Here is a 19,768-nt window from a genome sequence, read left to right as displayed (position 1 = left end):
TCAGACCTTTTCGACTTCTGGCCGGCCGAGAATGCCGGAAGGCAGGAAGATCAGCACGATCGCCAGGATGGAGAAGGCGGCGACGTCCTTGTAGTCGATCGAGAAATAAGCCGACCACATGCTTTCGATGAAGCCAATCATCAGCCCGCCGAGCACGGCGCCGGGCAGTGAGCCGATGCCGCCGAGCACCGCGGCAGTAAACGCCTTCACACCGGGCGTAAAGCCGTCGGAAAACACCACAACGCCGTAATACATCAGGAACAACGTGCCGGCGACGGCGGCAAGGGCGGCGCCCATGATGAAGGTGATCGAGATGGTGCGATCGACGTCGACGCCGAGCAGTGCGGCCATCTTGCGATCCTGCTCGCAGGCGCGCTGTGCCCGGCCGAGCGAGGTCTTGTTGACCAGGTACCAGAACAGCGCCAGCAGGACTATGGTGACCAGGACGATGATGATCTGCTTCAGCGAGACGCTGATGCCTTCGATGTTGTAGACCTTGGACACCATTGGCGGGACCGGCTTGTTGCGCGGCCCTTGCGTCACCTGGACGAAATTGGACAGCGCAATCGACATGCCAATCGCGGTGATCAGCGGCGCCAGCCGGAATGAACCGCGCAAAGGCCGGTAGGCCACCTTCTCGATCGTCCAGTTATACAGGCTGGTCAGCAGCATCGCGACGATCATCATGATCAGCAGCGCAACGACGATCGGCAGCGAATAGAACAATGCACCGAGGATAAGGAAAACGATGAGCGCGGTGAAAGCGCCGATCATGAAAATGTCGCCATGGGCGAAATTTATCATGCCGATGATGCCGTAGACCATCGTATAGCCGATCGCTATCAGCCCATAGATCGATCCCAGCGTCAGCCCGTTGATAAGCTGCTGGACAAAATACTGCATGCTGTCGTGGCTCCCCTGGAATGTCGCCCATGCAGACGCATTCCTTTTCGTATTTTCCCTAGTCGTAAAGTTTCGAGCCCGGATTGCAACGTGATTTTTCGATCATTACGCGTGTTTTCGCCGCACGTCGTCCGATTGCCCATTTTGTTCCCGTCCGCCCCCTGGACCATCGCGGACCCTACCATTGGCCTAACGCAATGTCTTTGACGATTCAATCGCAGCATGCGACCCATTTCGAAGAAATCGCCGTCAAAATAAGTTGATGAGCGGGATCGTTGCGCCGTCGAAGGCAATCCGTTTGCGCTCTCTTTCTTTCGCTTGCGTCAGCGTTTTCTCTATTTGACGACGAAGCCGTGCGCGAACGGGTCGCGGTCGTCGATGAAGATCGTGTTCAATCCGGTCATCCGCGCCCACCCGCCGATCGACGGAATGATTGCCGGCTTGCCGGCGACGGTGACCTCTTTCTCGACCCTGCCCTTGAACAGCGACCCGATGATCGATTCGTGGACGAAGTCGTCGCCGACCCCAAGCTTGCCCTTGGCGTGAAGCTGCGCCATGCGCGCCGAGGTGCCGGTGCCACAGGGCGAACGGTCGATTGCCTTGTCGCCGTAGAAGACGGCGTTGCGGGCATCGGCTTGCGGGTTGGTCGGCGCGCCGGTCCACAATATGTGCGACAGCGTATTGATGCCGGGATTCTCCGGATGCACGAAGGTATATTTTTCGTTGAGCCGCTGCCGCACCACCGGGCTCCAGGCGATCAGTTCGCCGGCCGAATGGTCGGCCATGTCGCGATAGGTCTTTTGCGGTTCGACGATGGCGTAGAAATTGCCGCCATAGGCGACATCGACGCTGATCTCGCCGAGCCCGGGGCATTCGACCGTCAGTGCCTCGGCATAGAGGAAGGAAGGCACATTGGTGATGCGCACCTCCTCGACATAGTCGCCGACTTGGCTGTACTCGGCTACGACCACGCCCGCCGGCGTATCCAGCCTGAGCACGCCCGGTGTCTTCGGCTTGATCAGCCCATGCTCGACGGCAAAAGTTACCGTCCCGATGGTGCCGTGGCCGCACATCGGCAAGCAGCCCGAGGTTTCGATGAACAGGATGGCGATGTCGCAATCTTCACGCGTCGGCGGATAGAGGATCGAGCCGGACATCACGTCATGGCCGCGCGGCTCGAACATCAGCCCGGTGCGGATCCAGTCATATTCGGCCAGGAAATGCGCTCGCCGCTCCATCATCGTCGAGCCCTTGAGCAAAGGCCCGCCGCCGGCGACCAGCCGCACCGGATTGCCGCAGGTGTGGCCGTCTATGCAGAAGAAGGAATTCTTGGCCATGCCGGCTCCCAACTGACTGTCTTCGAACTCAAAACCGTTGCGGGCTGAACGGGCCGAGATCGAGCGATGGATTCTGCCCGAGAACGAGCTCGCGGATCAAGCGCCCGGTCACCGCGGCCTGGGTCAGGCCGAGGTGACCGTGGCCGAAACCATACACCACCGACGGCGTTTGTTGCGACCGCCCGATCACCGGCAGCGAATCCGGCAGCGACGGCCGGAACCCCATCCATTCGCGTCCATTGGCCGGATCCAGTCCCGGCAGGAATTTCTGCGCCTTTTCGAGCAGCGCTTTCGAGCGCGCATAATTGGGCGGCCTCTCAAGGCCGCCGAGTTCGACCGCGCCGCCGACGCGCAGGCCCGTCTCGAGCGGCGTGATGACGAAGCCATGCCCGGAGAAGATCAATTGCCGCTTTACGTCGAAGGCAGTCTTCGGCAACGTCGTGTTGTAGCCACGCTCGGTCTCCAGCGGGATTCCGTCGCCGAGATGTCTCGCCAGCAGATGCGACCAGGCCCCGGCAGCGATGACGACGTGCTTCGCCCGTCGCCGCGTGCCGTCGGCCGTGGTCAGGATCGCGCCGTCCTGTCCCGCCTCGACACGCTCGATCCGGGCCCTTTCGAACACGGCGCCCAACCTCTCGGCATAGGCCCACAAGGCCTTTCCAAGCAGCTTGGGATCGGCAACGGTTTTCCACCCCGGCACGAACGTTCCCTTGACGAAGCGCGGCGACAGACCGGGCTGCAGGGCTGTGAGAGCGCTCCCCTCGACATGGCTGAAGCCGATGCCGAAGCGCTGCCTTGCCGCCCAGCCGGGCAGTGAAGCCTTGAACTCGGCCTCGCTGTCGTAGAGTTCGAGCGAGCCGTCCTCATGCAGCATCGGCCGTGTGCCGGAACGGTCGAGCAAGCCCATCCATTCCGCCTCGGCGAGCTTCATCATCCCGGCCTGCGCGGCAAGGCCGGGTTCATAGCGGTCGCTTCGACCGGCGCGCCAGAAGCGGACCAGCCAGGGCAGCAGCTTCGGCAGATACGCGGGTGGGATGCTGAGCGGGCCGAGCGGGTCGGCGAGCCATTTCGGCAACTGCTTGATCATGCCCTTGTGGGCGAGCGGCAGCACATCGGAGAAGGCAAAGGCAGCGGCATTGCCGGAGCTGGTTTCCTCACAGATCCCCGTCCGATCGAAGATCGTCACGTTTCGCCCCGCCTCTGCCAGAAAGGCGGCGGCGCAGATGCCGATGATGCCGCCACCAATGATGGCGACATCGAGCGTAGCATTATCATTCATTGCCGTGCGCCGCGCTGCACATCTGCAAATGCCTTCAAAGCGACTGGATCAGAATGTCGGCAGCTCTGGCCGCACCGCCAGCGCATCCCTGACGATCTTTTCGACTGCCTTGCGCCGCTCGCCCGACAATGGCTGGCGCGGCATGCGCACGCGGTCGTTGGTGTTGATCGCCAGCACTTCGGCAAGCTTGATGTTCTGCACCAGATAGGTCGAAACGTCGAGGTCGAGCAGCGGCCGGAACCAGCGGTAGATCTTCAACGCCTCCTCGCGGCGGCCCTGTCGCATCAGCTGGCAGATGGCGACGGTCTCGCGCGGGAACGCGGTGACCAGGCCCGCCACCCAGCCGATGGCGCCGACCGACAGCGCCTCGAAGGCGAGATTGTCTACGCCGGTGAACAGGTCGTAGCGGTCGCCGAGGCGGTTGATGATCTCGGTCGAGCGGCGGATGTCGTCGGAGGACTCTTTTATGGCGACGAAGCGTTGGTCCTTCGCCAACTCCTCCATCTGGTCGACGGTAACGTCGACGCGGTAGGCAAGCCGGTTGGAGTAGATCATCACCGGCAGGTCGCCGGCCGCGGCGACGGCGCTGAGTGCCGCGACCGTCTCCTCGGCATTGGTATGGTAGATCGGGCTCGGCACCACCATCAAACCGTTGGCGCCTTCCTTGGCGGCGCGGCGCGCGATCGCCGCCGCCTCGCGTGTACCGGCCTCGTTGACCGTCAACAGCACCGGTTTCTTGCCGGCGATCTTCTGCGCGGTCTTCAGCACCGCGATCTTCTCGTCGTGCGACAGCATCGGGCCTTCGCCGAGCGACCCGCAGACGATGATGCCGTCACAGCCGGCCTCCATCTGCAGCGCAAAGCAGCGCTCCATCTCGGCATGGTCGAGGCCGTCGTCCTCGGTGAATTTGGTCGTAACGGCGGGGAAGACTCCGGCCCACATGTCGATCGCTCCATCTGATATATCAGTCGTATATTTCTTAAGAAGCCGGCTGTCAACGTTGAATCTGATATGATATATCAACAATATATCAGGAGATGCCGCATTGGTATATGACAGCCCGGGCTCCGAGCCGGCAACTGCGAAGGCCTACCGCAGGCTCGAGCACATGATCGTAACTCTCGAACTGGCGCCGGCGAGCTTCATCACCGAGGGGGCGCTGATTGACAGGCTCGGCCTCGGCCGCACCCCGGTTCGCGAAGCAATCCAGCGGCTGGCCTGGGAGGGCCTGCTCGAGGTCCGGCCGCGCGCCGGCATCGCCATCGCGCCGCTTCACCCCGGCGACTGGCTGCGTGTCCTCGACGCCCGCCGTGGCGTCGAGGTGGTGCTTGCCCGCTCGGCCGCCCGCTTCGTCACCCGCGAGGCCGCCGACCTGTTCCATGACGCTGCCCTTGCCATGCAAAAGGCGGTGATTTCGGAAAATGTGTTCTACTTTATCCAGGCCGACAAGGCGCTCGACGAGGCGCTGGCCCTGGCTGCCGACAACCCGTTCGCCGCGCGCCTGGCGGCACCCTTGCAAACCCATAGCCGTCGCTTCTGGTTCCGCTACAAGGCCGATACCGGCTTGGCCGAATCCGCCGAGCATCATGTCGCACTGATCCGTTCGATCCTCGCCGGCGACGAAGATGCCGCGGCCAAGGACGCCAAGCGCCTGATGGCGCTTTTGCGCGGCCATGCCGAGGCAGCTGCCACACGCTGAGCCTGCCATTTCGTCATGCGCCCTGGCCGGGCAGGGCCATCACGTTTTCCCAATTGTCGCCGGCCGCGACGATGCAGCTTCTGCCGGCGATATCGGTGACGACGATGGTCCAGGTTCCGGTCTCGGCGACAAAGACTTCCATGACCGCCTCATGACCGATCAGCCCCAAAGCAAACTGCCTTTCCTGGAACTTCTCGCTCAAATGGGCGACGAGCTCGCCATGTTCAACGCAGTGTTGATATTGCGCGCCTGCGGTGTTCGTACCCACCGCCAATGCGCCAGCAAGAACCAGGGTTTTCACCCATCTCAACAGCGATTTGCGTGCCATAGGGCACCTCCTTTGCCATCACGTTCCGGCAAAGGAGGGGTTTGACGGCCTCATTTTGCCGGAGCGATCCAGGCCGGTTCCGACGTCATCATCATCGCGTCGTTCCTTTCTGTGTTCCGGTCTGCCATTGGTGGGAACGATTTAAGATGTTCCCATTATGTTCTCGATATATGGTATCGATAATGGAAAAGCGCAAGCAGGCGCCCAAGCGGGCGCCTGCAGATCCGTTTTACGGCTGTCGCCGAAAGAATGAGCCACAGGCCGCGCGGCCATGCCGAGGCGCGCAGACCCGTGATAAATCGTTCAGGTGCCTGGCAGCGCCGCTTTCGTCATCGCGCTCTCCCAGCCTTCGCCGACTGAAATCACGCAGCTTTGACCTTTTGTGTCGCTGGCGAGGATGGTCCATGTGCCCTTGTCGGAAACGAAGACTTCAAGCACCACATTCGGATTGACGACGCCGACCGCGCTCGGGTTTTCATGAAACTTCTCGCCGAGCGCCTTGACCATATCGGCGCGTGCCGCACATTGCTCCGCAGCCATTGCCGGGACGGCGGAAAGGGCCATCGCAGCGCAAGCTATAGTCGCCATGAGACGTGCCATCTGACACCTCCTTTGCGCCGGACGATATCCCCCGGAGCCGTCACCAGCGCCGTTGGTTGATCTGCCAGCATCTCCTTCGCGGCAGGACTGCAACCTAAGAAGATTGCTGCCTTCTTGGTTCCATCACATTAGTGTTCATGCCGATGAAGACCGCGACAAAAAGGCCCGAGCTTGGTGCCCGGGCCTTTTCTTGCTTTCTGCGATTTGGATCAGTTCATCGTCGGGGTGACGAATTCGGCGCCATCCTTCACGCCGGCCCGCGCGCCCCAAGCCGAAGGCGAGGACGCGCTGACAGGAAACCGTTCGGTCAGTTCATCGTCGGGATGACGAACTCGGCACCGTCCTTCACGCCGGACGGCCAGCGCGACGTTACCGTCTTGGTCTTGGTGTAGAAGCGGAACGCGTCCGGCCCGTGCTGGTTGAGGTCGCCGAAGGAGGACGCCTTCCAGCCGCCAAAGGTGTAGTAGGCGATCGGCACCGGGATCGGCACGTTGATCCCGACCATGCCGACCTGAACCCGCGAGGCGAAGTCGCGCGCCGCGTCGCCGTCGCGGGTGAAGATGGCGACGCCATTGCCCATCTCGTGCTCGTTGGCGAGCTTGATGGCGTTCTCGTAGGTCGGTGCGCGAACGACCGAGAGCACCGGCCCGAAGATCTCTTCCTTGTAGATGCGCATGTCGGCGGTCACATTGTCGAACAGGCAGCCGCCCATATAGTAGCCGTTCTCGTAGCCCTGCATGGAGAAGCCGCGGCCGTCGACGACCAGCTTGGCGCCTTCCTTGACACCGGTGTCGACATAGGACTTGACCCGCTCCAGCGCCTGCGCCGTGACCAGCGGGCCGAAATCGGCGGAAGAATCCGTCGACGGACCGACCTTCAGGCTCTCGACGCGCGGCACCAGTCTTTCCATCAGCCGGTTGGCGGTGTCGTTGCCGACCGGGACGGCCACCGAGATCGCCATGCAGCGCTCGCCGGCCGAGCCGTAGCCGGCGCCGATCAGCGCGTCGACGGTTTGGTCCATGTCGGCATCCGGCATGATGATCATGTGATTCTTGGCACCGCCGAAGCACTGCACGCGCTTGCCGGCAGCGCAGCCGCGCGAATAGATGTACTGGGCGATCGGTGTCGAGCCGACGAAACCGATGGCCTTGATGTCAGCATCGTCGAGGATGGCGTCGACCACTTCCTTGTCGCCATTGACGACATTGAGGATGCCCGCCGGCAGACCGGCCTCGATAAACAGTTCGGCAATGCGCATCGGCACGCCCGGGTCGCGTTCGGACGGCTTGAGAATGAAGGCATTGCCGCAGGCGATAGCCGGCGCGATCTTCCACAGCGGGATCATCGCCGGAAAATTGAACGGCGTGATGCCGGCGACGACGCCGAGCGGCTGGCGCATCGAATAGACGTCGATGCCGGGGCCGGCGCCATCGGTGAACTCGCCCTTCATCATATGCGGCGCACCGATGCAGACCTCGACCACTTCGAGGCCGCGCTGGATGTCACCCTTGGCGTCGGCGATGGTCTTGCCGTGTTCGCGCGCCAATATCTCGGCCAGCGCGTCATACTCCTTGGCGACCAGCTCGAGGAACCGCATCAGGACGCGTACGCGCCGCTGCGGATTGGTCGCCGCCCAGCCGGGCTGTGCGGCCTTGGCGTTTTCGACCGCCGCGCGCAATTCCGCCTGCGAAGCCAGCGCCACCGTGCCGCGCACCGTGCCGTCCATCGGCTGCATGACGTCCTGCTTGCGGCCGCTGGTTCCGGCGACGCGCTTGCCGCCGATGAAATGACCGTATTCGATCATGGTCTCTCTCCCTGGTTCGTGATGAGGCATTGTCCGCCTTTGCGGAAGCGATGGCAACGCGAGCGAAAACGCAACCGTTGTGCACAAAATAGATAGCGGTGGGTGTCTGTACATCAAATAGCGCAAATGATAGAGATGTGCGGTGTACGCCATGGGATTGAGAAATTGAGTTTCTTCGCCGTCGAGCGCTGCCGTAATCGTCATTATCCGGACCACCCTCATGAACTGGGATGATGCCCGTATCTTCCTTGCCGTAGCGCGGGCCGGCCAGATCCTCGGCGCCGCCAGGCGGCTGGAGCTTAATCACGCGACCGTCTCGCGCCGCATTGCCGCCCTCGAGGCAGCGCTCAGGACAAAACTGTTTCGCCGGCTTACCACCGGCAGCGAGCTGACGCCGGCGGGCGAGCGTTTCCTCGAGATTGCCGAACGCATGGAGGGCGACATGATCGCCGCGCGCTCGACCGTTTCAGGCGAAGGCGACGACATCTCGGGCACCGTGCGCATCGGCGCGCCGGACGGCTTTGGCGTCGCCTTCCTGGCCAGGCGCCTCGGCGCGCTGACCGCTCTGCACCGTGAGCTCACCATCCAGCTGGTGCCGGTGCCACGCTCCTTCTCTTTGTCCCGGCGCGAGGCCGACATTGCCATCACCGTCGAACGACCGACGGAAGGCCGCCTGGTGGCGGGAAAGCTGGTCGACTACACGCTCGGCCTGTTCGCGTCGCGTGCCTACGCCGACACCCATGGCCTGCCCGGAACCGCCGCCGAGCTAGGCCAGCATACGCTGATCGGCTACGTGCCGGACCTGATCGTCAGTCCCTCGCTCGACTACGCGGCCGAATTCAGCCCCGACTGGCGGACCAGCTTCGCCATTTCCTCGGCGCTCGGCCAGGCCGAAGCGGTGCGTTCCGGCGCCGGCATCGGCATCCTGCACACCTTCGTTGCCCGCTCGATGCCGGAGCTGGTGCCTCTCGATATCGTCGCACCCATCCGCCGCGCCTACTGGCTGGTCTATCATGAATCGGTCAGGCCGCTGCGCCGCGTCCAGGTCGTCGCGAGCTTCATTACCAAGGCCGTCGAACGAGACAGGGGTTTGTTCGCGTGACCCTGCCGGCCGCTGGCTGTCTTAGCTGGTGGGCGTCTTACTTGGCGTATCGTCCGGGCCCGAGATCGCCGACGTCGATGTCGGGCACCCGGCTGGAGATGATGTCGGCCAGAACTTTGGCCGAGCCGCAGGCCATGGTCCAGCCGAGTGTGCCATGGCCAGTGTTGAGATAGAGATTGGAGAAATCGGTGCGGCCGATCAGCGGCGGCCCGTCCGGTGTCATCGGCCGCAGCCCGCACCAGAAGGTCGCCGATCGCATATCGCCGCTGCCCGGAAACAGGTCGCCGACCGAATGTTCGAGCGTGCGGCGCCGCGATTCATGCAGCCGCAGGTCGAAGCCGGAAATCTCCGCCGTGCCGCCGACCCGGATACGGTCGCCGAGCCGGGTGATCGCTACTTTGTAGCTCTCGTCCATCACGGTCGAGACCGGTGCAGCGGCGGCGTCCTTGATCGGCAGGGTGATCGAATAGCCCTTGACCGGGTAGACCGGGATGGGCCGCTTCAGCATGCGCATGAACCGTGCCGAATAGCTGCCCATCGCCATCACATAGGCATCGGCGACCATCCAGCCCTTGCTGGTGCTGATGTTGGTGATGCGATCGCGCTTCTTGACGACGCGCCGTATCTCCGTGTCGTATTCGAAGGTGACGCCGCGTGCCGCGCAAAGCTCGGCAAGCCTGTCGGTGAACATCTTGCAGTCGCCGGTTTCGTCGCCGGGCAACCGCAGGCCACCGACGAATTTCTCGCGCACGCCGGCCAGCCCAGGCTCGGCCGCAATGCAGCCGTCGGGGTCGAGGACCTCGTAGGGGACGCCATAGGCCTTCAGCACCTCGACATCGCCGCCGAAGCCGTCGAGCTGCTTTTGCGTTCGGAAGAGCTGCAGCGTGCCCTTGGCGCGCTCGTCATAGGCGATGCCGGTCGCCTCGCGCAGCGCCTTCAGCGTGTCGCGGCTGTACTCGGCCAGCGGCACCATGCGCGCCTTGTTCAGCGCGTAGCGTTCAGCCGTGCAATTGCGCAGCATCTTGACCAGCCATATCCACATATGCGGATCGAGGGCCGGTCGCACCACCAGTGGACCGTGCTTCATCAAAAGCCATTTGATGGCCTTCAGCGGAACGCCGGGCCCGGCCCAGGGCGAGGCATAGCCGGGCGAGATCTCGCCGGCATTGGCAAAGCTGGTTTCCAGCGCCGGGCCTTTCTGGCGATCGATCACCGTCACCTGATGACCGGCCTCGGCAAGAAAATAGGCGGTGGTGACCCCGATCACGCCGCCGCCCAGCACGAAGATCTTCATCGTTTGGTTCTCCGCGGCGGCATCTCGTCGGGATTCGAGACCGGGATCATCGCCGCCTCATGTCTGCCGGATTCTGTGGCGTCAGCCAAGTGCCGATGCTTAGGGAAAAGACATGCGTGAGGACAACAACCTTGCGTCCTAGCCATTCACATAGCGCCGGTGGAAACGGTGGCCGAGGCTGGTCAAGACCTCATAGCCGATGGTGCCGGCCTGGCCGGCTACCTGGTCCACCGTCTGCGACGACGGTCCGATGAGTTCGACGAGGTCGCCGGCCTTCAGCCTGCCGGGCGGCAATGCGGAAATGTCGAGGATGATCGAATCCATCGAAACCCGGCCGACGAAGGGCAGCCGCACATTTTCGAGCCAGGCGGAGGAAGCGGCGCGTCGATGCCAGCCATCGCCATAGCCGAGCGAAATCGTCGCCGCGGCAAGCGGGGCCTTGGTGTGGAAAGTGTGGCCGTAGCCGACACCGGCGCTGGCCCCCAATATCCGCGTCTGGATGACCTTGGCTTGCAATCGCACCACCGGCAGCATCGGATTGTCCTTCGCCGGCGTCGGATTGACGCCATAGAGAGCGGCACCCGGACGAACCAGGTCGTAGTGATAGCGCTGCCCGAGAAAAATGCCTGATGAATTGGCAAAGGAAGCCGGCGCTTCCGGCAGCATCCGGCGCAGCCGTTCGAATTCGAGCCGCTGCCGCTCGTTGGCCGGCTGCTCGGGTTCATCGGCGCAGGCGAGATGGCTCATCACGAACGTCAGTTCGACACCGTCGAAAGCCTGCGGATCCTGCGCGACTGCCTTCACCTCGGATGGCGTCATGCCGAGCCGCGACATGCCGCTGTCGACCTGGAGGGCGGCCGGCAACTTACGGCCCACCCGCCCGGCCATCTCGCGCCATGCCGCGAGTTGGCTGGCGCTGTTGAGTACTGGGCAAAGCCCTGCCGCAACCGCTTCCCTTTCCGCACCCGGCGGAATGCCGTTCAGCACATAAATGGCCGGGACTGAGCCGAGCGCCTTGCGCAGCAAGATGCCGCCGGCCAAATGCGCAACAAAGAAAGTGTTACAGCCCTCACCCATCAGCGCCGCCGCCACCGGCGCCGCGCCAATCCCATAGCCGTCGGCCTTGACCACTCCAGCACAGCCAACGCCGCCCAGCCGCGCCTTCAGCCGCCGGTAGTTCTCACGGACGGCGCCGAGATCGATGGTCAGGATCGCCCCTGCCGCGGCTTCGCTGATCGGTTCGCCCAGGGTGACGGTCGGCGGAAGAGATTTGCTGGAGATGTCGTTCATGCCGACCTGTTTTAACCGAAGGCCGGCGGCTACGCCACCAGGTGCCGGAACGCCGCTACCACGTCTTCGTAGACCTTGCGCTTGAACGGCACGATCAGGCCCGGCAATTCCAGCATCGGCCGCCACGCCCACCGGTCGAACTCGGCCTTGTGGCCACCCGGCGGCGGATTGATCGCGATCTCGGTTTCGTCGCCGTGGAAACGGAAGGCAAACCATTTCTGCGTCTGGCCGCGATATCGTCCCTTGAAGGCGACGCCGACCAGATGCGCCGGCAGGTCGTATTTGATCCAGTGCGGCGCCTCGGCCAGCAGCGACACCGAGCGCATGCCGGTCTCTTCGTAAAGTTCACGCGCCGCCGCGGGCAGCGGCTCCTCGCCATCATCGATGCCACCCTGCGGCATCTGCCAGAGCTGCGTCGTTCCAGCGAATTCGCTGTCCGGCTCGGCAATGCGACGGCCGACCCAGACCAGGCCGGCCTCATTGAGGACCATCACCCCTACGCAGGGCCGGTAGGGCAGCGTCTCGGGCTCAACGAGCTTGTTCTTTGCCATCTCAGCCTTTTTCCGGATCTATGGCCACCGCCGAAACCGGCACGATCTCGATGCCACGCTTCTTGGCCTCGGTCACCCAGGAAGACACGGTATCCACCGTCAGGTCGAAAGCCGAGCCTATGCCGACGGCAAACCCTTTCGCGCGTGCCGTCGCTTCCAGCCCATCCAGTTTCTTCAATATGGCACCGCGGTCCTGCACCGCATCGATCGCCGTATCGCCGCCGACGAACGGCACGCCGTCCTTCAGCGCCAGTTCGGGTGCCAGGCTGCGCGCCGACGAACCGTCGTCGACATAGGCCAGACCACGCTTGCCAAGCTCGGCCATCAACGGCCCCATCGCCGTCGCGTCGGCCGAAAAGCGGGCGCCCATATAGTTCATGACGCCGGTGTAGTTGGTCGTTCGCGACAGCGCCCAGCGTAAATTCTTCAAATTCTCGTCCGGCGTTGCAGCCACGGTCAGCGTGTTACGGCCGGGATTGACGTTCGGATAGTCGAACGGCTCAAGCGGTACCTGCATGATGACCTCATGGCCGCTCTGCCGCGCCACCTGCATCCAGCGGCCGATGCTGTTGCCTTGCGGCGCGAAGGCCAGCGTCACTTCCGCCGGCAGCTTGGCGATGGCTGCCTGCGTGCCGGTCTGCGACACGGCAAGCCCGCCGATGACGAGCGCCACGCGTGCACCGCGAGCCCCGGACCACGGCCGCGCATAGACATCGAACGGGCGCCTGCCGTCGGCGGCGCGGATCGGCAACGGACCGGTTTCGCTGGCCTCGACCAGCGCCTTGTCGGGAATATGCGCGATCCTGAGGTTCTGGCCGATCGTCGAAGGGTCGCGAATGACTATGGCCGCCTCGGGTGGAGCGTCGCCCCCCTCGGTCTGGACATGGATGATCTGCGGACCGCCCGTCTTCGGGCCGCTTATGTTGGCCCCGCTTGCGTTGCCTGGCGCAGCCATTTCGGGCGTCGCCTTGGCGGGCGCGGCGGCGGTATCCGCCGCCGGCGTCGTCGGCGTCGAAACGGCTACTTCTTGCAGCTTCCGGAACGGCTTGTCTCGCAAGGCGATGGCGCTGGAGACGCCGACCACGGACAGCACGACAAGCGCGGCCGCGACCGCACCGGCGCTGATCCCGCTGCCTGAGCGCGGCAGCCGGATCGCCTGTCCGAGAGGTCGTTCTATGTCCTTGCCGATATCAGCCAAGCCCGCACCCCCGGCGTGCATCCCCGAAGTGAAACCTTCTCCGGAGGCGCAAAATCCAAAATGTCGGCGCGTCCCCTTGCTTCACTGGACGCGCAGCATGCCGGCCGCGGCCCCCGAATCAAACTGCCGGAGCCTCGCGGCCCCGGCAGCATCGCATCGCTTCGCTCAGGCAGCCAGACCTGTTTGGCCCGGCTTGCCTGCCCTTACTGGTTCAACACGGCCTTTTGCGGATTCGGCGGGAACGCCGGATCGGTCTTCTGGCCGCGCAGCAGCTGCTCGGCATAGATGAGCTGCAAATCGTCCTTCGGTTCCGGCGGCACATAGGCTGCCGAACCCGAACCGGTCGTGCTTTCGTCGGCGCCCTTGATATGGCCCTTGAGGTCCGATTCGCCGCGCGTCAGGTCCCTGCCCTGCAGTTCCGCCGGCAGTGGCTGGTCGACCTTGATGTCGGGCGTGATGCCCTTGCCCTGGATCGACTTGCCGGACGGCGTGTAATAGAGCGCCGTCGTCAGCCGCAGCGCCCCGTTCTCGCCAAGCGGAATGATGGTCTGCACCGAACCCTTGCCGAAGGACTGCGTGCCGACCACCGTGGCGCGGCGCAGATCCTGCAGCGCGCCGGCGACGATTTCCGAGGCACTGGCCGAGCCGCCATTGACGAGCACGATCAGCGGCTTGCCGCCGATGTCGTCGCCGGCCCGCGCGTCGAAGCGGGTGACGTCCTTCGGGTCGCGGCCGCGCGTCGAGACGATCTCGCCGCGGTCGAGGAAGGCATCCGACACGCTCACCGCCTGGTCGAGCAAACCGCCCGGATTGAGGCGCAGGTCGAGCACGTAGCCCTTGAGCTTGTCGTTCGGCACCTGCTTCTTGATGGTGTCGATGGCATTCTCGAGGTCGTCATAGGTTTTTTCGGTAAAGGAGGTGATCTTCATGTAGCCGATGTCGTTTTCGACCCGGAACTTGACCGCCTTGACCTTGATGATGTCGCGCACGACGGTCAGTTCGATCGGCTTGTCTGCGCCCTGGCGCAGGATGGTGAGCTTGATCGGCGTATTGACCAGCCCGCGCATCTTCTCGACGGCGTCGTTGAGCGTCAGGCCGCGGACCTCCTCGCCGTCGATCTTGGCGATATAGTCGCCGGCGAGCACGCCTGCCTTGGCGGCCGGCGTATCGTCGATCGGCGTGATCACCTTGACCAGGTCGTTCTCCATGGTGACCTCGATGCCGAGGCCGCCGAATTCGCCCTTGGTCTGCACGCGCATGTCCTGCGCTTCTTCGGCATTCATGTAGGAGGAGTGCGGGTCGAGCGACGACAGCATGCCGTTGATGGCATTTTCAACCAGCGACTTGTCGTCGGGCGGCGTCACATAATTCGCCCGTACCCGTTCGAAGATATCGCCGAAGATCGCCAGTTGCTTATAGGTCTCGGAGCCCGCAGCCTTCGCTGTCGAGCCGGGCGCGCCATAGACCAGGCTCATCGCCGATGCACCCATCAGCGCACCGGCAAACAGAAGCGACAGTTTCCGCATCATTCACGTCCTTCCAGAAAAACGGTCCGCCCACCATGGGGCCGGATCGACGGGTTTTCCATCCTTGCGGAACTCGACATAGAGCTCCGGCGTGGCATTTCCATTCTTCGATGCCGAGGTGCTCGCCACCCGGGCCTCTCCCATCGCGCCGACCGGCTCACCTGCGAGCACCGACTGGCCAGACGCGACGCTGATTCTGCTCATCCCCGCCAGGACGACATGATAGCCGTCACCCGCATTCAGGATCAAGAGTTGACCGTAAGAGCGGAAAGGCCCCGCATAAAGCACATTTCCATCCGCCGGCGCTGTGACGATGGCTCCCGATTGTGTCGCAACCATGTCACCGAGCATCACCGCGCCGTTACCGTCGTTGGCCCCGAAGCGCCGCTTGATCCTGCCGGTGACCGGTAGCGCGATCTGCCCTTGAAGCGCGGAAAACGGCGCGGCAGCGGTGAGCCTGTTGCTCTCCGGCACCGGCAGCGAGGCCAATTCCGTCGGCGCCGCAGCCGATGCCGGGCCCTTGTCGGCGTCGGCCGTCTTTTGCTCGGCTGCCTTGGCCGCATCCGCCGCCTTGCGGGCTCTGTCGGCCTCGAGCGAGGCGATCAGTTCTTTCAGGCTGCCGGCCTTGGCCGCCAACGTCGCGGACCGCTGCTTTTCGGCGGCCAGCGCGGTTTGCGTATCGGCGGCGAGCTTCTGCTTGGCTTCGAGCAGCATGCCGAGCCGCTTTTTTTCCGCCGCCTGCTCGCCGACAGCTGCCGTCAGCCGCGCCCGCTCGGCCTCGATCGAGGCCGTCACCCGCGACTGCTCCTTGAGGTCGGCCAGCAACATGTCGGTCTGCTGGCGCAGTTCCGGCACCACGGCACCGAGCAGGATGGCGCTGCGCACCGACGACAATGCGTCCTCCGGCTTGACCAGGATCGCCGGCGGCGGATTGAGCCCCATGCGCTGCAGCGCGCCGAGCACTTCGGCCAGAACGTCGCGTCTGGCGGCCAGTGAGGCGCGGATCTTCTGCTCCTGCGCCTTCAGCCCTTCCAGCTTGCCGCCAATGTCCTCGATGTCCTGGCCGAGCTTCTGCTCGGTCATCGCCGACTGGATCAGCGCCGCGGTGATCGAGGCGTGGTCCTTCTTGACAGCCGCTATGTCGGCGGCGAGCTTGGCCAGCCGCTCGGACGACAGCGTGATCTCTTTCGATACTTTTTCGTATTCGGCGCGGCTCTGGTCCGGGTCGGGCGCCAGGTCGAGCGTGTTCTCGGCCCGCGCGACGCCGAGCGAAAGCGCGATCGTCGCCACGGCGATGCCGTAGCGCACGCGCCAGGAGCCCGTTCGTGATTTCCAGTCTTCAGACATTGAAGCCCAACTCTATGCGCGGCTTCGTTAACGAACCATCAACCATGTTCGAGCCCCGGCCGCCATCCGCAAACCCCATGAGCCCAAACTGTCGATGAGCATTGGGGCAAAAATCCGGGCGGCTGGCATCAATTCGCCGATGGAGCCGAGTTCATGAACGATGGTAGGGGTGACCGGAAAGGATCGTGGCCGCCCGGTAAAGCTGCTCGCCCAGCATCACGCGGACCAGCTGATGCGGCCAGGTCAGCGCGCCGAGCGACACCGTCAGATCAGCCAGGTCGCGCAGCGACTGGTCATGGCCGTCGGCGCCGCCAATGGCGATCACCACCGCCTTGCGCCCGCCATCGCGCAGCGAACCTATGCGGCCGGCGAAATCCTCGGAGGAAAGGTTCTTGCCGCGCTCATCCAGCAGCATCAGCGCCGTGCCCGGTTGCAAGTGCGTCTGCAGCTTCTGGCCTTCCTCGCGCCGGCGCTCATTGGCCGTCTGCGCGCGACCTTCCGCAATCTCGACGATCCCGGCGAATTCGAGGCCTACGGCAGGACCGCTCCTGGCAAAACGCTCGAAATAGCGGTCGGCCAACTGCTTCTCGGGGCCGGCTTTCATTCGGCCCACGGCATGAACCGTAATCTTCATCCCTGCCTCGAAGAGCCGCTGATGCATGTCGGACAACGACATGCATCAAGACGAATACGGCTCAGTGGAGGGTCTCCTCCTCGAGATCGGGCGCCTGCCACATCTTTTCGAGATTGTAGAAGTCGCGGACCTCGGGACGGAAGACATGGACGATGATGTCGCCCGAATCGATCAGGACCCAGTCGGCGCCAGCCAGCCCCTCGACGCGCGCCGTGCCGAGCCCGGCATCCTTGAGCGCCTTGAGGAGATGATCGGCAACAGCCGAGACATGACGGTGCGATCGGCCCGATGCGACGACCATGTAGTCGCCGAGGCTCGATTTCCCCTGAATGTCGATTGAGACGATATTTTCGGCCTTGGAGTCTTCCAGACTGGCAAGGACTGTCTTGATGGCGCGGGACACGGCGTCGTTTACGCTGATCCCGGCCGGCGAAGGCACGATGTCGGCCTTCTTCCGCAGTGCTGTTCTCAGTGTATTTCCTTTCGCAGCAAGAACAACCAAATCACCTCTGAAATCAGGTGACACTGCTTAGATAGGCAGAGTTAGGTTGCAGTTTCAAGACACCGCTCACAAGCAGACGCCCGGTAACGGCCGAATATCCGGCTTTTCGGGCCAGAAAATCGGAACCGCCTCGCCCCGCAGCGGTTATCGGCTCATCCACGAACCGGAATCCCGACATGCCGATCGATCCCCAGAACGCCCTCCTCACCGTGCAATCCGGCCTTGCGCAACTCAGCACGCTGATCGTCTCCTACTCGCTTTCGGCGGTCGGCGCCGTCATCCTGCTGGTCATCGGCTACATCGTCGCCGGCCTCGCCGAGCGTTCGATCTATGCCGGCCTCGGCCATATCAGCGGCTTCGACGAAACGCTCCGCCATTTCTTCTCGCAGGTCGTCCGCTACGCCATCCTGGGACTGGTCGTGATCATGGTTCTCGGCCAGTTCGGCGTGCAGACGGCTTCGATCATTGCCGCTATCGGTGCCGCCGGCCTGGCCATCGGCCTGGCGCTGCAAGGCACGCTGCAGAACATTGCCGCCGGCATCATGCTGCTGGCGCTGCGGCCGTTCCGCATCGGCGAATATGTCGAAGTCGGCGCGATATCCGGCACCGTCGAGGAGATCGGGCTGTTTGCCACAACGCTGAGGACGGTCGAAGGCGTCTACGTGCTTGCACCCAACTCGACCCTGTGGAACCAGCCGGTCCGCAACTTCACCCGCAACGGTGTGCGGCGCGGCGACATCACGCTCAGCATCGGCTCCTGGAACGACATCGATTTTGCGCAGAAGACCATGCTTGGCGTTGCCGCCGCCGACCGGCGCGTCAGGCGGCAGCCTGCGCCGATCGCCTTTGTCGCGACCGTCGGCGACAGCACCGTCGCCATCAACTTGCGCTACTGGACGGCGGCTGCCGATTTCTTCGCCGCCCAGATCGACCTCACCAAAGGGGTCAAGCAGGCGTTCGATGCCGAAGGTCTTTCAATTCCGGCGCCGGCGCCGCAAGCGCCGCAGCCGGAGGCCTCAGCCACGCAGCAATAGAGCGTTGCAGCCAGCTGGCAGGATGCCCCTCAAAGCTCTCCGCGCCCGCGCTGATCTTCAGGCGCGAAGGCGAGATCGACAGGCAACGGCGCCTGCGCCGTCATTGGCGCGAAACTGCCGGTCTCGGTGGCGGGCACCGGCCGCACCATGACGACGCGCCAGAGAACGAACAGGCAGTAGGCGGCGGCAATGACGATTGCCACATAGATGAAGGCCTGCGTGCCGTAGACGGCGGAAAGTCCGGTCACAATGCCGGGTACGACGAAGCCGGAAAGCGACCAGGCAAACAAAAGCGAGCTCGACAGCGCCACCATGTCGTCCTTGCCGGCGCGGTCACCGGCATGGGCGCTGGCCAGCGAGTAGATCGATTCCGAGGCGCCGTCCCAGACCACATAGATGACAAGCAGAGCCGCCAGCGCGCCGCCGTCGAAACCGAGGGCAAACAGGCCCGCCGCGGCGGCAAGCGCCGACGCCGCGATCAGCACAAAGCGCCGGTCGGTGCGGTCGGAAATCCAGCCGAGCGGAATCTGCAGGATCAGCGTGCCGACCGGCATTGCCGAAAGCAGCAAGGCGACGTCGGCCTGGCTGTAGCCCTTGGTCGTGGCATGGATCGGCGCAAAACCCGAGATCGTCATCGACAGGCCGCCGACGGCAAGCATGCCGGCGACGCCGACCGGGGAGATCCGCCAGGCGCGACCGAGCGCCACGGAAGCCGCTTGCGGCGCCGGCGGCTGCGCGAGCCGCGTCAGCCCGACGGGAAGGATCGACAGCGCGGTAAAGGCAATGCCGATCAGCGGCGCATCGGCCGCGCGGATATCGATCAACGCCAGCGTCGAATAACCGACGCCGAGCCCGGCGACATAGGCAACGTAGAAGATGGCCATGACCCGGCCGCGGATGGCGTTGGCGACGACATCGTTCAGCCAGCTCTGCGCGACGATGAACAGGCCGCATATGGCAAAGCCGTAGAGTGCCCGTGCAGCGATCCATGGCAATGGGTGCGGCCCGGCGCCGACCGCGGCGTTGGACAGCACGATCAGTGCCGACAGCACCATGAACACGCGGGCATGGCCGACACGCCGCACCAGCGGCCCGGTCAGGATGCAGCCGGCAAGGCCGCCAGCCGAAAGGCCGGTGACGATCAGCCCCGCCCATGTCGGATCGAAGCCCTCGGCGCCGAGCCGGACTGGGATATAGGCGAACATCAGCCCATTGCCGACGGCGATCAGCGCCATCGACAAGAGGATGCTGGCAATGGCGATCGACGGCGCCGGCTGCCGTAGACCGTGCTTGTCCTGGTCGCGCTCGAGAATCGTCATGACCGAGGATCGCCCATCAAG

Annotated in this window: 18 protein-coding genes and 1 pseudogene; 3 read left to right on the top strand and 16 right to left on the bottom strand. The window is 64.0% G+C overall.

What is annotated here, in order from left to right; genetic code table 11:
* The 4 genes from NKH49_RS08940 to NKH49_RS08925 form a co-directional block, all read right to left on the bottom strand.
* The gene (locus tag NKH49_RS08940; RefSeq protein ID WP_352454929.1) at positions 1-903 is read right to left on the bottom strand and encodes a branched-chain amino acid ABC transporter permease; all 903 of its coding nucleotides are present in this window, start codon (positions 901-903) and stop codon (positions 1-3) included.
* Positions 904-1,238: 335 nt separating this feature from the next.
* A complete protein-coding gene (locus NKH49_RS08935; RefSeq protein ID WP_352471242.1) occupies positions 1,239-2,240 on the bottom strand; it encodes a 4-hydroxyproline epimerase in 1,002 nt (333 codons plus the stop codon).
* Positions 2,241-2,268: 28 nt separating this feature from the next.
* Positions 2,269-3,519, bottom strand: a complete 1,251-nt coding sequence (locus tag NKH49_RS08930) for an NAD(P)/FAD-dependent oxidoreductase (RefSeq protein ID WP_352613327.1) — start codon at positions 3,517-3,519, stop codon at positions 2,269-2,271.
* Between the two features lie 48 nt (positions 3,520-3,567).
* On the bottom strand, positions 3,568-4,461 hold the full coding sequence (locus tag NKH49_RS08925; protein ID WP_352613325.1) for a dihydrodipicolinate synthase family protein: 894 nt from the start codon (positions 4,459-4,461) through the stop codon (positions 3,568-3,570).
* A gap of 166 nt (positions 4,462-4,627) precedes the next feature.
* Here NKH49_RS08925 and NKH49_RS08920 point away from each other — a divergent pair, with 166 nt between their 5' ends.
* Positions 4,628-5,218, top strand: a complete 591-nt coding sequence (locus tag NKH49_RS08920; RefSeq protein WP_502893709.1) for a GntR family transcriptional regulator — start codon at positions 4,628-4,630, stop codon at positions 5,216-5,218.
* Between the two features lie 13 nt (positions 5,219-5,231).
* Here the strand turns inward: NKH49_RS08920 and NKH49_RS08915 are convergent, their stop codons facing one another.
* The 3 genes from NKH49_RS08915 to NKH49_RS08905 form a co-directional block, all read right to left on the bottom strand.
* On the bottom strand, positions 5,232-5,546 hold the full coding sequence (locus tag NKH49_RS08915) for a hypothetical protein (RefSeq protein ID WP_352471246.1): 315 nt from the start codon (positions 5,544-5,546) through the stop codon (positions 5,232-5,234).
* A 303-nt stretch (positions 5,547-5,849) separates the two neighbouring features.
* The gene (locus tag NKH49_RS08910; RefSeq protein ID WP_352471247.1) at positions 5,850-6,146 is read right to left on the bottom strand and encodes a hypothetical protein; all 297 of its coding nucleotides are present in this window, start codon (positions 6,144-6,146) and stop codon (positions 5,850-5,852) included.
* Positions 6,147-6,453: 307 nt separating this feature from the next.
* The gene (locus NKH49_RS08905) at positions 6,454-7,950 is read right to left on the bottom strand and encodes a CoA-acylating methylmalonate-semialdehyde dehydrogenase (RefSeq protein ID WP_352613323.1); all 1,497 of its coding nucleotides are present in this window, start codon (positions 7,948-7,950) and stop codon (positions 6,454-6,456) included.
* A 220-nt stretch (positions 7,951-8,170) separates the two neighbouring features.
* On the opposite strand from NKH49_RS08905, the gene NKH49_RS08900 reads away from it, so the two are divergent.
* Positions 8,171-9,052, top strand: coding sequence for a LysR family transcriptional regulator (locus tag NKH49_RS08900; protein ID WP_352613322.1), 882 nt, complete (start codon positions 8,171-8,173; stop codon positions 9,050-9,052).
* A gap of 37 nt (positions 9,053-9,089) precedes the next feature.
* Here the strand turns inward: NKH49_RS08900 and NKH49_RS08895 are convergent.
* From NKH49_RS08895 to rsfS, 8 genes and pseudogenes are all read right to left on the bottom strand, one after another.
* Positions 9,090-10,367, bottom strand: a pseudogene (locus tag NKH49_RS08895) (D-amino acid dehydrogenase); the annotation flags it as partial.
* A 117-nt stretch (positions 10,368-10,484) separates the two neighbouring features.
* Entirely contained in the window at positions 10,485-11,636 is a 1,152-nt protein-coding gene (gene alr / locus NKH49_RS08890; RefSeq protein ID WP_352613320.1) for an alanine racemase, read from the bottom strand.
* Positions 11,637-11,665: 29 nt separating this feature from the next.
* Entirely contained in the window at positions 11,666-12,187 is a 522-nt protein-coding gene (locus tag NKH49_RS08885) for an RNA pyrophosphohydrolase (protein ID WP_023678063.1), read from the bottom strand.
* A gap of 1 nt (position 12,188) precedes the next feature.
* A complete protein-coding gene (locus tag NKH49_RS08880) occupies positions 12,189-13,385 on the bottom strand; it encodes a divergent polysaccharide deacetylase family protein (protein ID WP_352613319.1) in 1,197 nt (398 codons plus the stop codon).
* 203 nt (positions 13,386-13,588) lie between these two features.
* Positions 13,589-14,914, bottom strand: a complete 1,326-nt coding sequence (locus NKH49_RS08875) for a S41 family peptidase (protein WP_023678065.1) — start codon at positions 14,912-14,914, stop codon at positions 13,589-13,591.
* Positions 14,915-16,258: a murein hydrolase activator EnvC family protein gene (locus NKH49_RS08870; protein WP_352450875.1), complete on the bottom strand. Its 1,344-nt coding sequence runs from the start codon at positions 16,256-16,258 to the stop codon at positions 14,915-14,917. It abuts the gene before it with no gap.
* Positions 16,259-16,409: 151 nt separating this feature from the next.
* Positions 16,410-16,892 (bottom strand): 23S rRNA (pseudouridine(1915)-N(3))-methyltransferase RlmH, encoded by a 483-nt coding sequence (rlmH, locus tag NKH49_RS08865; protein WP_352613317.1) that lies wholly within the window; start codon positions 16,890-16,892, stop codon positions 16,410-16,412.
* Positions 16,893-16,953: 61 nt separating this feature from the next.
* The gene (gene rsfS, locus NKH49_RS08860; RefSeq protein WP_023678068.1) at positions 16,954-17,331 is read right to left on the bottom strand and encodes a ribosome silencing factor; all 378 of its coding nucleotides are present in this window, start codon (positions 17,329-17,331) and stop codon (positions 16,954-16,956) included.
* Between the two features lie 239 nt (positions 17,332-17,570).
* Between rsfS and NKH49_RS08855 the strand changes: the two genes are divergently transcribed.
* Positions 17,571-18,428, top strand: a complete 858-nt coding sequence (locus NKH49_RS08855; RefSeq protein WP_352613315.1) for a mechanosensitive ion channel family protein — start codon at positions 17,571-17,573, stop codon at positions 18,426-18,428.
* Between the two features lie 29 nt (positions 18,429-18,457).
* On the opposite strand, the gene NKH49_RS08850 is transcribed toward NKH49_RS08855, so the two are convergent.
* Positions 18,458-19,747, bottom strand: a complete 1,290-nt coding sequence (locus NKH49_RS08850) for an MFS transporter (RefSeq protein WP_352613313.1) — start codon at positions 19,745-19,747, stop codon at positions 18,458-18,460.
* Between the last annotated feature and the right edge of the window lie 21 nt (positions 19,748-19,768).

The organism is Mesorhizobium sp. M1088 (genome assembly GCF_040318575.1).
Taxonomy (GTDB): domain Bacteria; phylum Pseudomonadota; class Alphaproteobacteria; order Rhizobiales; family Rhizobiaceae; genus Mesorhizobium.
Note: the sequence above shows the minus strand (reverse complement) of the source record. Positions and strands in the feature narration are given on the sequence as shown.